15 protein-coding genes are annotated in these 11,323 nt (G+C 72.0%); 6 read left to right on the top strand and 9 right to left on the bottom strand.

Translation table 11 applies throughout. The features are described 5' to 3' along the window. Nucleotides 1-1,068, bottom strand: a 1,068-nt coding sequence (locus ABZW17_RS44370; protein ID WP_354828281.1) for a PfkB family carbohydrate kinase, incomplete at its 3' end; no start/stop codon positions are given. A gap of 148 nt (nt 1,069-1,216) precedes the next feature. Between ABZW17_RS44370 and ABZW17_RS44365 the strand changes: the two genes are divergently transcribed. Further along, nucleotides 1,217-1,387: a hypothetical protein gene (locus ABZW17_RS44365; RefSeq protein WP_285989449.1), complete on the top strand. Its 171-nt coding sequence runs from the start codon at nt 1,217-1,219 to the stop codon at nt 1,385-1,387. Between the two features lie 67 nt (nt 1,388-1,454). Here the strand turns inward: ABZW17_RS44365 and ABZW17_RS44360 are convergent, their stop codons facing one another. Beyond that, nucleotides 1,455-1,832: an iron-sulfur cluster assembly accessory protein gene (locus ABZW17_RS44360; RefSeq protein WP_086845389.1), complete on the bottom strand. Its 378-nt coding sequence runs from the start codon at nt 1,830-1,832 to the stop codon at nt 1,455-1,457. Between the two features lie 148 nt (nt 1,833-1,980). On the opposite strand from ABZW17_RS44360, the gene ABZW17_RS44355 reads away from it, so the two are divergent. Both ABZW17_RS44355 and ABZW17_RS44350 read left to right on the top strand, forming a co-directional pair. Beyond that, nucleotides 1,981-2,628 (top strand): DUF3043 domain-containing protein, encoded by a 648-nt coding sequence (locus tag ABZW17_RS44355; RefSeq protein ID WP_354828279.1) that lies wholly within the window; start codon nt 1,981-1,983, stop codon nt 2,626-2,628. A gap of 126 nt (nt 2,629-2,754) precedes the next feature. After that, complete coding sequence (locus tag ABZW17_RS44350) at nt 2,755-3,744, top strand: aldo/keto reductase family protein (protein ID WP_354828277.1); 990 nt, start codon at nt 2,755-2,757, stop codon at nt 3,742-3,744. On the opposite strand, the gene ABZW17_RS44345 is transcribed toward ABZW17_RS44350, so the two are convergent. The 3 genes from ABZW17_RS44345 to ABZW17_RS44335 are packed head-to-tail and all read right to left on the bottom strand — an operon-like array spanning nt 3,741 to nt 5,534. Further along, nucleotides 3,741-3,953 carry a hypothetical protein gene (locus tag ABZW17_RS44345; protein WP_354828275.1) on the bottom strand — a complete coding sequence of 71 codons (213 nt, stop codon included), beginning with the start codon at nt 3,951-3,953 and terminating at the stop codon, nt 3,741-3,743. The two genes, ABZW17_RS44350 and ABZW17_RS44345, sit on opposite strands and share 4 nt — an antisense overlap. Beyond that, nucleotides 3,946-4,788: a phosphoribosylaminoimidazolesuccinocarboxamide synthase gene (locus ABZW17_RS44340; protein ID WP_354828272.1), complete on the bottom strand. Its 843-nt coding sequence runs from the start codon at nt 4,786-4,788 to the stop codon at nt 3,946-3,948. The genes ABZW17_RS44345 and ABZW17_RS44340 overlap by 8 nt, the downstream gene beginning before the upstream one ends. Further along, the gene (locus ABZW17_RS44335) at nt 4,785-5,534 is read right to left on the bottom strand and encodes a GntR family transcriptional regulator (RefSeq protein ID WP_354828269.1); all 750 of its coding nucleotides are present in this window, start codon (nt 5,532-5,534) and stop codon (nt 4,785-4,787) included. The genes ABZW17_RS44340 and ABZW17_RS44335 overlap by 4 nt, the downstream gene beginning before the upstream one ends. A 137-nt stretch (nt 5,535-5,671) precedes the next feature. Here ABZW17_RS44335 and ABZW17_RS44330 point away from each other — a divergent pair, with 137 nt between their 5' ends. After that, nucleotides 5,672-6,121: a hypothetical protein gene (locus tag ABZW17_RS44330; protein ID WP_354828267.1), complete on the top strand. Its 450-nt coding sequence runs from the start codon at nt 5,672-5,674 to the stop codon at nt 6,119-6,121. On the opposite strand, the gene ABZW17_RS44325 is transcribed toward ABZW17_RS44330, so the two are convergent. Next, nucleotides 6,118-6,795, bottom strand: coding sequence for an IspD/TarI family cytidylyltransferase (locus ABZW17_RS44325; protein WP_354828264.1), 678 nt, complete (start codon nt 6,793-6,795; stop codon nt 6,118-6,120). The two genes, ABZW17_RS44330 and ABZW17_RS44325, sit on opposite strands and share 4 nt — an antisense overlap. Nucleotides 6,796-7,165: 370 nt before the next feature. Between ABZW17_RS44325 and cobT the strand changes: the two genes are divergently transcribed. Next, complete coding sequence (gene cobT, locus ABZW17_RS44320) at nt 7,166-8,242, top strand: nicotinate-nucleotide--dimethylbenzimidazole phosphoribosyltransferase (protein WP_354828261.1); 1,077 nt, start codon at nt 7,166-7,168, stop codon at nt 8,240-8,242. Between the two features lie 51 nt (nt 8,243-8,293). On the opposite strand, the gene ABZW17_RS44315 is transcribed toward cobT, so the two are convergent. Beyond that, nucleotides 8,294-9,397 (bottom strand): branched-chain amino acid aminotransferase, encoded by a 1,104-nt coding sequence (locus ABZW17_RS44315; RefSeq protein ID WP_354828258.1) that lies wholly within the window; start codon nt 9,395-9,397, stop codon nt 8,294-8,296. Nucleotides 9,398-9,494: 97 nt separating this feature from the next. Here ABZW17_RS44315 and ABZW17_RS44310 point away from each other — a divergent pair, with 97 nt between their 5' ends. Further along, nucleotides 9,495-9,794 carry a hypothetical protein gene (locus ABZW17_RS44310; protein ID WP_354828255.1) on the top strand — a complete coding sequence of 100 codons (300 nt, stop codon included), beginning with the start codon at nt 9,495-9,497 and terminating at the stop codon, nt 9,792-9,794. Here ABZW17_RS44310 and ABZW17_RS44305 read toward each other — a convergent pair. Then, entirely contained in the window at nt 9,751-10,425 is a 675-nt protein-coding gene (locus tag ABZW17_RS44305; RefSeq protein ID WP_354828253.1) for a DUF402 domain-containing protein, read from the bottom strand. The two genes, ABZW17_RS44310 and ABZW17_RS44305, sit on opposite strands and share 44 nt — an antisense overlap. Beyond that, the gene (locus ABZW17_RS44300; protein ID WP_354828250.1) at nt 10,418-11,263 is read right to left on the bottom strand and encodes a hypothetical protein; all 846 of its coding nucleotides are present in this window, start codon (nt 11,261-11,263) and stop codon (nt 10,418-10,420) included. The genes ABZW17_RS44305 and ABZW17_RS44300 overlap by 8 nt, the downstream gene beginning before the upstream one ends. Between the last annotated feature and the right edge of the window lie 60 nt (nt 11,264-11,323).

Here is an 11,323-nt window from a genome sequence, read left to right as displayed (position 1 = left end):
CTGCAGGTTCCGCCGCGCCATCAGGTTCGTGTAGACGTTGTTGTCCGCCACCGCGGAGTACTCGTCCGGCCCGGTGACGCCGTCGATGCGGAACGGGGCGATCTCCTCGGCCGCGTCCGGGCCGAACGCCTCGCCGATGCGGGCCAGCGCCTCGGTGCGGTCGAACGTCCACTCCTGCGTGCCCACCGTTTCCAGCACCAGGACCGCGATCAGCGAGCCGAGCTGGGCGGCGCGCTCGACGCCGAGGCCGCCGTCGAGGCCGGCCAGGAAGCCCGCGCGGAAGCCGTCGCCGACGCCCGTCGGGTCCGCCTTCGCACGCTCGGGGACCGCGCCGATCTGCAGCGCGACGCCGTCCTTGCCGACGATCTCGACACCCTTCTCGCCCAGCGTCGTGATGCGCAGGCCGACCTGGTCGAGGACGTCGGCCTCGGTCCAGCCGGTCTTCTGGAGCAGCAGCTCCCACTCGTAGTCGTTGCTGAACAGGTACTTCGCGCCGGCGACGAACGCGCGCGCCTGCTCGCCGCTCATCCGCGCCAGCTGCTGGGACGGGTCGACGGCGAACTCGTACCCGCGCTGCCGGCACTCGGCGGCGTGGCGGATCATGCCTTCGGGGTCGTCCGGGCTGATCAGCACCAGGCCCAGCCCGCCCGCGCGCTCGGCGATGGGCTGCAGTTCGATGTTGCGGGACTCGGCCATCGCGCCGGCGTAGAACGTCGCGATCTGGCAGAGGTCCTCGTCGGTGGTGCAGACGAACCGCGCGGTGTGCGCGACCTCGGACACGTGCACGCCCGAGGTGTCCACGCCGTGGCGCTCCAGCCAGGAGCGGTAGTCGGCGAAGTCGGCGCCGACGGCACCCACGAGGACCGGCTGGACGCCGAGCACCCCGAGACCGAAGGCGATGTTCGCGCCGATGCCGCCGCGCCGGACGACGAGGTCGTCGGCGAGGAAGCTCAGCGAGACGCGGTGCAGCTGCTCGGCGACCAGCTGCTCGGCGAACCTGCCCGGGAAGTGCATGAGGTGGTCGGTCGCGATACTGCCGGACACCGCGATCCTGGCCTTTTCTGCCACCGGCTGCTCCTTTGTGCTCGGCCTCACGGCAAAAGGCGCGAAGTTACCCCCGGGTCATGACCCATCCGGGTAGTTCGCGCGTGCCCAGCCGACACTACCGGCTGGTACTCCTTCTCCAGTCGAGAGCGGATCAATAGCGTTACGAATCGTGAACGCCGTCACCGAACCCGAGACCCTGTCCGAGCTGATCGCCGACTGCGCGCTCATCCCGGCGACGTTGCAGGCCGAGAGCCTGCCGCTGCCCCGCGTCACGGCCAAGCCGTGGGAGGTCGACGAGGCGTGCCACGCCCAGGTGGCCGAGCTCGACGCGTACGTGTAGGTCCGCAGCGACGAAGAAGGCCCCGCCTCCCTCCTCGGGAAGCGGGGCCTTCTTCGGTTGCTGTGACTCAGTGGAACGAGTCGCCGCAGGCGCAGGAGCCGGTGGCGTTCGGGTTGTCGATCGTGAAGCCCTGCTTCTCGATCGAGTCCACGAAGTCGATGACGGCTTCCGACACGTACGGCGCGCTCATCCGGTCCACGGCGACCTTGAGGCCGTCGAAGTCGCGGAACAGGTCGCCGTCGAGCGTGCGCTCGTCGAAGAACAGCTGGTAGCGCAGGCCCGCGCAGCCACCGGGCTGGACGGCGATGCGCAGGTGCATGTCGTCGCGGCCCTCCTGCTCGAGCAGGGCCTTCGCCTTGGAAGCCGCGGCGTCGGTCAACGTGACGCCGTGGGTCTCCTCGGCGGTCTCGGCCTGCGTCGCGCCGGCGTGCTCAGCGGTCGTCATGGCACTCCCTCATCAAAGTCGAACTCGCTGCGGATACTCCTCGTGCTGACGTGCTCAACACCGGGGACGTCCGATCTGTTCCCCCACCATGGTCGCACATGGATCGACCTGGTGAACGGCGGCGTGACGCCTGCAATACCCTGGTGAGGTGAGGTTCCTGCGCCGAAGCACCACAGACACCGCCGCCGAAGAGCCGGAGACGACGGATGCCGTCGACGTCGGCGGCAAGGCGTTCACGCCCGGTAAGGGCAAAGCCACGCCGAAGCGCCGTGACGCGGAGGCGAAGAAGCGCGGCCCGGTCGCGCCCCCGCCCACGACCATGCGTGAGGCGATGAAGCGCAACAAGGAGCTGCGCAAGGCGAACCCCCAGACCAAGGAGGACCGCCGCGCGGCGGCCAAGGCGCGCCGTGAAGCGATGATGCGCGGCGACGACAAGGCCCTGCTCCCGCGCGACCGCGGCCCGGTCAAGGCGTACGTCCGCGACCTGGTCGACAGCCGCCGCAACCTGCTCGGCCTGTTCATGCCGCTGGCGATCGTGGTGTTCCTGGCGCTGCTGGTGCCGCTGCCGCAGGTGCAGTCGTACATCACGCTGCTGTGCACGGCGATGCTGCTGGTGATGGCGATCGAGGGCTTCGTGAACGGCCGGAAGATCGCGAAGCTGGTGCGGGAGAAGTTCCCGAAGGAAGCGGTGAACGGCCGGTCGATCGGCTGGTACGCGTTCGTGCGGGCGTCCCAGATCCGGAAGCTGCGGGTCCCGAAGCCGCGGCTGCGGCCGGGGGACCCGATCCCGAACTGAGCCGGTTCCGAGAAGCCGGGTGGAGCGATGCTCGACCCGGCTTCTTGCTGTCCGGCCCCGGCGACCGTGGCCGGAGTCACGCCTGGTCGTTAGCAAAGCAAACGATTACCGCCTAAGCTCGCGGCCATGGAGTTTCGTCGTCTCGGCCGCAGTGGCCTCAACGTCAGTGAGATCTCGTACGGGAACTGGCTCACCCACGGTTCCCAGGTCGAAGAAGACCAGGCGCACGCCTGCATCAAGGCCGCCCTCGACGCCGGCATCACCACCTTCGACACCGCCGATGTCTACGCCAACACCGCCGCCGAATCGGTCCTCGGGCGCGGCCTGAAGGGGCAGCGGCGGGAAAGCCTCGAAATCTTCACCAAGGTCTACTGGCCCACCGGCCCCAAGGGCCCCAACGACAAGGGCCTCTCCCGCAAGCACATCATGGAGTCGGCCAACGCCTCCCTGGAACGGCTCGGCACCGACTACGTCGACCTCTACCAGGCGCACCGGTTCGACCGGCACACCCCGCTCGAAGAGACCATGCTCGCCTTCGCCGACCTCGTGCGCCAGGGCAAGGTGCTCTACGTCGGCGTCTCCGAGTGGACGGCCGAGCAGATCTCCCGCGGCGCCGCCCTCGCCCGTGAGCTGAAGATCCCGTTCGTCTCCAACCAGCCGCAGTACAACATGCTCTGGCGCGTCATCGAGGACCAGGTCATCCCCGCTTCCGAGCGCGAAGGCCTGAGCCAGATCGTCTGGTCGCCGATCGCGCAGGGCGTCCTGACCGGCAAGTACAAGCCGGGCCAGGACTACCCCGCCGGCTCGCGGGCCACCGACGAGAAGGGCGGGGCCAACATGGTCGCCCGCTTCCTCGACGAGAACGTCCTCAAGCGCGTGGCCGAGCTCGAGCCGCTGGCCGAGCAGGCCGACCTCTCCCTCGCCCAGCTGGCCGTCGCGTGGGTGCTGCAGAACCCGAACGTCGCCTCGGCGATCATCGGGGCCTCGCGGCCGGAGCAGGTGCACGAGAACGTCAAGGCCGCCGGCCGGAAGCTCGACGCCGACCTGCTGACCGCCATCGACGACGTCCTCGGGGACGTCGTCGAGCGTGACGCGAGCCTGACGAAGAGCCCCTAGTCCTGGTTGATCCGGCCCTGGAACGGCACCCCGAGGTCGAACGCGGCTTCGGGGGCCATCCGGGGTTCCAGGCCGAACCCGCGCAGGAGGCGGCTGGCCCCGGCCAGCCGGTCGCCGCCGCGCCCGGGGATCCGCGACGGCGCGAAGCCGTGCGAAACCAGCAGGGTCTCGACCTCGTCGATCAGCTTGTACGGGTCGTACTCACCCACGGACCCAGGTCTTCCCGGTGATCCGCTCGTAGACCTCGGTGTAGCGCTGCCGCGTCTGCTCGACGATGTCCGCGGGGATCTCCGGGCCGGGCGCGGTCTTGTCCCAGCCGGTGGTCAGCGACCAGTCGCGCACGAACTGCTTGTCGAACGCGTGCTGCGGGCGGCCCGGCTGCCACTCGTCGGCGGGCCAGAACCGCGACGAGTCCGACGTCAGCACCTCGTCGCCGAGGGTCAGCGTGCCGTCGGCGTCGAAGCCGAACTCCAGCTTCGTGTCGGCGATGATCACGCCCTGCTTCGCCGCGTGTTCGGCGCCCTTCGTGTAGATCTCCAGCGTCAGCTCGCGAAGCCGCTTCGCGGTGTCCTCGCCGATGTCGTTCAGGACCTCGTCGAAGGTCATGAACTCGTCGTGCCCGGTGTCGGACTCCTTGGTCGTCGGCGTGAAGATCGGCTCCGGCAGCTTGTCGCCCTCGACCAGACCCGGCGGCAATGCGACGCCGGAGATCTCGCCGTCACGCCGGTATTCGCGCAGGCCCAGCCCGGCCAGGTAGCCGCGGGCGATGCACTCGACCTTGACCATCTTCAGCGGCTTGCAGCGGGTCGCGCGCCCGGCGAACTCCGCCGGCACGTCGGTGGTGGACACGACGTGGTTCGGGACGACGTCGGCCATCCGGTCGAACCACCACGCGGAGAGCTGGTTGAGCAGCTTGCCCTTGTCCGGGATCGGCGTCGGCAGCGACACGTCGTAGACCGAGACGCGGTCGGACGCGACCAGCAGGATGTCCCCGCCGTCGAGTTCGTACAGGTCACGGACCTTGCCCGCGTGGATGTGCTTCATTCGCCGTCCTCAGTCGTGTACTCGTAGAAAACCCAGTGGTCGGGCAAGGCGGCGGACTCACCGTACTCGACGACCGTCCCATCGGCCGCCAGGAAGGTGCTCCGGCCGAGCAGCACCGGCGACCCGGCGGGCAGCTGCAGTTCGGCCGCCTCCGCCTCGTCCGCGCGGCCCGCCGCGTGCCGTTCCTGCGTAGTCGCGATCTTCGTGCCCAGCCGGGCGGCCGCGTGGACCGCGGTGCCTTCGACGATCCGCTCCGCCACCAGCAGCGCCGGCGCCTTCGCCGACAGCGCGCCGTCGAACCACGAGGTCGACGTCGACAGCGGCCGCGAATCGGAGCCGTAGGTGGTGCGCCGCCGGCGGATGGCCGGGGCGCCCGCTTCGAGGCCCAGCGCGGCCGCGGCGCGTTCGGACGCCGGTTCGAGCCCGGCCGCCCGGATCACGGCGTAGTGGCCCGGCGGGTAGATCCGGCCGGTGCGCGAGGAGGCGGCGCTGCGGTCGCGGGCCGTGCGGTGCAGGCCGCCGCGGTCGACGACCGTGCCGACACCGCGCACCGGCCGCACGAGACCCTGCGAACGGAGCGTGGCCAGGACCTTGGTCGCGGTCGCCATCGCCACCGCCCAGGTGCGCGCGATCTCGCGGGCGGAGGGCACCGCGTCGCCCTCCTGCAGCCGGCCGGACAGGATGTCGTCACGGATCCGGCCCGCGATCTGCAGGTACGGCGGCTCAGGACGGTCGAGGGTGGGCAAGGCGGCTCCTCACAGGGACAACGCGCACAAGTGTTCTAGCACGCCGGGGTGTCTCCCACAAAGCCCTGTTCAGAACCACCCAGGTGTACTAGTACACGTGCTGGACGCGCACTAGTGCGCAAGTTACCCTCGAAAGTGTGTCCCCGCCCACATCGCACAGCGGCTCAAGCGGCCAGGGCCTCGAGGAACTCCTCGAGGAGCTCCGGCGCCGCAACTGGGTGCTGCACCTGTTCGGCGGCCGCGAAGCGCCGGAGCTGTACGCGGCGGTCAAGCGGTGGCCGACCTGCGCGGACGTCATCATCCTCCGCGACGAGCACCGCGCCAGCGCCTACCGGGTGCCGACCTTCCCGGGCACGGACGTGTTCCACCCGCGGGTCGTCACCTGGCAGTACCACGCCACGCCGGTCTGGACGCTGCGGGCCGTGCTCACCCTGGCGGAGCCCGGCACCCCGGGCGCGCCGCTGCAGGCGCTGCGCCCGCAGCCGGACTGCTGCGTCCCGCCGGAACTGCGGCAGGACGTGACGATCCGGCCGACCGGACCGCACCGGGAGGGGGACGACGGCGGCGGCCCGCCGGCGTGCGCCTAACGGGCCAGTAGACGCTCCGCGACGACGAGGTCGTGGGGATAGGTGATCTTGAGGTTCTCGGGAGCACCCGGAACCCACCGGATCGGCAGGGAGGAGAACCGCTCCATGCAGGACGAAGTGTCCGTACCCACGAAACCTTCGCGCTCGGCCTGTTCGTAGGCCTCGAGCAGCGGTCCGGCCCGGAAGCCCTGAGGCGTCTGGACGCGGATCGCGCCGGGCACCTGGGCGACCAGGTGCCCGGCATCCACCTCGACGACGTCGTCCGCGGCCAGGCCCGGCACAGCCCCCCCGTCCTCGCGTGTCCGGGCCAACACCGCACCGACCAGTTCGGGGTGGACCAGCGGCCGGGCCGCGTCGTGCAGCAACACGACGTCGACCCGGCCGCCTCTGATCCGGGGGGCGAGGTGGCGCAGCGCGTTCAGCTCGGACGCCTGCCGGGTGCCGCCCCCGTGCACGATCTCGACGCCGTCGCCGGCCATCTCCTCGGCCAGGTCCCGGTCCTGCGGCCGGATGACCAGGACCAGCACGCCGATGCCGGGCACCCGGCGGAAGGCATCGAGCGACCAGGCCACGACCCGCCGGCCGGCCAGCGGCAGGTAGACCTTGTTCAGCTTCGCGCCGACGCGGGTGCCCGCGCCGCTGGCCAGCACCACCGCGGCCGCCGTCGTCTCCACGAGCGGCGACCCTACTGGGCGCGGCGACGGGCGGCGCACCACGCTCGGCGCGGGCGCACCCGGCTCGGAAGCCCGCGCCTTCGCACCACGCTGGCGCCGCACCGGTGCTCGGGGGCGAATCCGCGCCGGCGCCGAGCCGCGCACGCCCGTGGTGTCCAACCCGGCTCGAAAGGCGCGCCTTCACGCAATCCTCGCGACCCGCCGCAAACCGCACCGCACCCCCGGCACACCCTGCCGAGCCGCGGAACCGGCGCTGGCCGGTGCCCGGTAAGTTGGCCGCAGCGTTGCCGTGCCACAGCGTTGAACCGGGGCTCCGCCCCGGGCCGGGGGCTCCGCCACCCGGAACCCCCGAAGAGTGGAAGGGCCTGGTGTGGAGCCGGAAAACATCGAGTTCCCCGAGATCACCCCGCCCGACGACCACGCCCGGTCCGCCGCCATCGCGCTGCACGACAAGCTCGTCAAACCCGCCGGGTCGCTCGGACGGCTGGAAGAGCTGGGCGTCTGGATCGCCGCGTGCCAGGGGCAGTCGCCGCCGCGGCCGTTCACCCGGCCGCGCGTTGTCGTCTTCGCCGGGGACCACGGCATCGCCGCGAAGGGCGTCTCCGCCTATCCCGCCGAGGTCACCTCGCAGCTGCTCGGCACCATGCTCACCGGCGGCGCCGCGATCAACGTGCTGGCCGCCGCTGCGGGCGCGAGCGTGCGCGTGGTCGACCTGGCCGTCGACACCGAGGCCCCCGCGACCCGCTCGATCGGCGAGTTCAAGGTCCGCCGCGGCTCGGGCTCCATCGACGTCGAAGACGCGCTGACCGACGCCGAAGCCAAGGCCGCGGTCCGCGCCGGGATGACGATCGCCGACGCCGAGGTCGACGGCGGCGCGGACCTGCTCATCCCCGGCGACCTGGGGATCGGCAACAGCACCCCGGCCTCCGTGCTGGTCGCGGCGCTGACCGGCAGCGAGCCGGTCGCCGTCGTCGGCCGCGGTTCGGGCATCGACGACAACGCCTGGATGCGCAAGGCCACCGCGGTCCGCGACGCCCTGCGCCGCGCCCGGCCGGTGCTCGCGAACCCCCTGGACCTGCTGCGCACCACCGCGGGCGCGGACATCGCGGCGATGGCGGGCTTCCTGGCCCAGGCCGCGGCCCGCCGGACGCCGGTGATCCTGGACGGCCTGGTCGCGTGCGCCGCGGCGCTCGTCGCCGAGGACCTCGCCCCGGGCGCGCGCCGCTGGTGGGTCGCCGGCCAGCGGACCGCCGAACCGGCCCACGCCCTCGCCCTCGAACACCTGGACCTGGGCCCGCTGCTGGAACTGGACGTCCGGCTCGGCGAAGGCACCGGCGCGGTGACGGCGTTGCCGCTGCTGATGATGGCCGCCCGCGTCCTCGCCGAAACCGCGACGCACGAGCAGGCCGGCGTCTCCGGCCCGCTGATCGCCGCCCCGGCCTCCTGAACGACGAAAGCGGCCCCCGGCCGGAGCCGGGGGCCGCTTTCGCATTTCCGCTCAGCCGAGCTCGACCATCCAGTGGTCGGTGTCGGGACGGGTGCCCTCCTGGATCCCCGTCAGCTCTTCGCGCAGCTTCATCGTCAGCGTGCCCGGCTGCCCGTCGGCGATCGTGAACTCGCCGTTCGCGTGCTTCACGTGCCCGACCGGCGTGATCACCGCCGCGGTGCCGCAGGCGAACGTCTCGGTCAGCTCGCCCGAGGCCACGCCCTTCTCCCACTCGTCGGTGGAGATGCGGCGCTCCTCGATCTTGTACCCGAGCCGCGAAGCCAGCTGCAGCAGCGACTTGCGGGTGACGCCGGGCAGCAGCGACCCGGTCAGCTCCGGGGTCACCAGCCGGGCGTTCTCGCCGGAGCCGAAGACGAAGAACAGGTTCATCCCGCCCATCTCCTCGACCCAGCGCCGCTCGACCGCGTCGAGCCAGACCACCTGGTCGCAGCCCTTTTCGACGGCCTGCGCCTGCGCCACGAAGGACGCCGCGTAGTTGCCGGCGCACTTGGCCGCGCCGGTGCCGCCGGGGGCGGCCCGGACGTACTCGGTGGACAGCCAGACGCTGACCGGCTTGACGCCGCCGGCGAAGTACGAGCCCGCCGGGGACGCGATGACCGTGTACACGTAGTCGACGGCCGGGCTGTTGACGCCGAGCCCGGTGGACGTCGAGATCATGAACGGCCGCAGGTACAGCGAATCACCCCGGCGGGTGGGCACCCACCGGCTGTCGACGGCGATGAGTTCGCGAAGCGACTCGACGAAGACGTCTTCGGGCAGCTGCGGCATGGCGAGCCGCTCGGCCGACTGCCGGAACCGGGTCGCGTTGGCGTCCGGGCGGAAGGACGCGATCGAGCCGTCCGGCTGGCGGTAGGCCTTGAGACCCTCGAAGATGGCCTGGCCGTAGTGCAGCACCGAGGTCGCCGGGTCGAGCGTGAAGGGGGCGTACGGGCCGACCTGGGCGTCGTGCCAGCCCTCGGCCTTCGACCACTTGACGGTCACCATGTGATCGGTGAAGTACACCCCGAATCCGGGGGCGGTGAGTACCTCCGCGACACGGTCCGCGCTCGCAGGACTCGGGTGCGGGACATGGGCGAACTGTGTCGTGGTCGTCATGGCTAGACGATACCGCTTGCTCGGAAGCGCGTTAGTCGGATGTCCATCTGTTCGGCGGGTCCCCGCGCCCGCGCCCGGGGCGCCCTAGGATGGCGCCGTGACCTACCACTCCACTGAGCCGGTCCGCCGGCCCAAGAGCACCGGCGCCGACGTCAAGACGTTCGTCACCGCGGTGCTGCTGACCTTCGGCGTCGGCCTGCTCGGCATGGTCGGCTGGGCCGTGCTGGACAGCGGCTTCGGCGGCTTCCTCGGCCTGGTCGGCGGGGTCTTCGGCATCGTGTGGTGGCGGAAGATCCACGGCAGCGCGTTCCCGAAGGTGGTCCCGGCGAAGTCGGTGGTCGTCCTCGCGGTCGTCAACGCCGTGCTGGCGCTGATCCTTCTCCTGACCGCGGGCTGAGCTCCGGCGTGAGCCCGGCCGGCAGCTGCGGCGCCGGCCAGCCCTCGTCCGGGCGGAAGTCGGTGTCGGTCCCGTCGAACGGGTAGGCGCCGCGTTCGGCCAGCGCGCCGATCCGCTCGCCCTCCGCGCGCAGCCGGTCGAACTGCTCGAGCGTCAGGCGGCCGACCTCGATCGCCGCCTCGGCCTCGTCCTCGTCGTCCCAGCGCCAGCTGCCGCCGGGCTCGACGACGACGTCGAGCACGCCGTCGATCCGGTCGACCGCGCCCGCCGTGCGGCCCAGCGGGATCTCCAGGTTGACGTACCAGTTCTTGAACCGGCCTTCGAGGTCGAAGAACCACCAGACCGAGGACCACTCGTCCTCGGGGATCCGGCGCAGCGTCGACGCGCCGTGCCAGGAGTCCGCGACCGGCACCCGCGGGATGCGGAACCGCTCGTCCAGCGGGGCGTCCCGCATCAGCCGGCCGTCGGCGAGCCGGCTGCCGACGATCGCGGTGCCCGCCGGGATCCAGCCGCGCAGGACGCGGCCGTCGTCTTCGAGCACGCGCAGCGGGTGGACCTGGCCGATCGAGCCGTCCGGGCGGTGGAACCGTTCGACCACGGTCTCCCCCGGCCGCCAGCGTCGATCACTCACGCGTACCACTGTACCTGCGCGCGCGTACGCCCAGTAGCAGCTCGATCACGGTCGCCAGGCCCGCGAAGACGAGCACGGGCAGCAGCGGCAGGAAGGACGCGGCCACCGCGGCGACGGCGAGCCCGGCGAGGCCCGGCACCCCGGCCCGGGTGCGGATCTCCGTCCCGGCGGCGAGCGCGGGCACGACGGTCGCGACCACGGCGAGCACCGTGAGCAGCGGCTGCAGCGCCGCCGCGTCGGCGGCGTCGAGCAGGTCGCGCAGCGAGGTGAGCGACAGCCCGAGCCGCACCGCGCCGAGCTGGTAGAGGGCGGCGAAGGCGGCCAGGAGGGCGACCGCGGCGAGCAGCAGCACGCGCAGGCCCGCGTTCTCGCGGCCGGCCGGCCGCAGGAACGGCAGCGTGAGCACGGCCGCGACGAGGACACCCGCGAAGTCCGGGGGCCGCAGCCCGTCCGAGAGCCCCACCGGCGGCACGGCCACGCACACCGCGACCAGCACGAGCCCCGCGACGAGCAGCAGCGCGCCGGTGATCCGTACGACCATCGTCGGGATCTTCAGCCCGGCGAACCCCGCGCCGGCGACCACGACGACGAAGGCGGCCGCGGCGAGTTCCCGGTGCGCGGGGAAGACGTAGGCGCCGAACGCGATGGCGTAGACGGTCACCTCCGCGAGCCGGGCGAGCGCGACCACCACCCGGCCGACCAGCGCATCCCCCGGTTCCGGCACCCCCGCCGTCACGCCCGCCGCGATCGCCGCGAGCACCAGCCCGCCGAGCAGCCACCAGCCGGCGCCCGCCGCTGCCGCCGCCAGTGCCACCAGCAGCCCACCGCCCAGCCGCACGCGGCCCTCCCTCGCCCTGTGTTCACCCGTGGTCAGGTCGTCATTAGCATGGCTCACGAT

Source organism: Amycolatopsis sp. NPDC004625 (genome assembly GCF_040609695.1).
Taxonomy (GTDB): domain Bacteria; phylum Actinomycetota; class Actinomycetes; order Mycobacteriales; family Pseudonocardiaceae; genus Amycolatopsis.
The sequence above is the reverse complement of the archived record's forward strand: the minus strand, read 5'-3'. Positions and strand labels throughout refer to the sequence as shown.

What these genes read in the sequence shown, in the direction of transcription:
- ABZW17_RS44340 (WP_354828272.1), bottom strand. Translation starts at nt 4,788, where the DNA reads ATGAAGCACATCCACGCGGGCAAGGTCCGTGACCTGTACGAACTCGAC.
- ABZW17_RS44360 (WP_086845389.1), bottom strand. Translation starts at nt 1,832, where the DNA reads ATGACGACCGCTGAGCACGCCGGCGCGACGCAGGCCGAGACCGCCGAG.
- ABZW17_RS44350 (WP_354828277.1), top strand. Translation starts at nt 2,755, where the DNA reads ATGGAGTTTCGTCGTCTCGGCCGCAGTGGCCTCAACGTCAGTGAGATC.
- ABZW17_RS44315 (WP_354828258.1), bottom strand. Translation starts at nt 9,397, where the DNA reads ATGACGACCACGACACAGTTCGCCCATGTCCCGCACCCGAGTCCTGCG.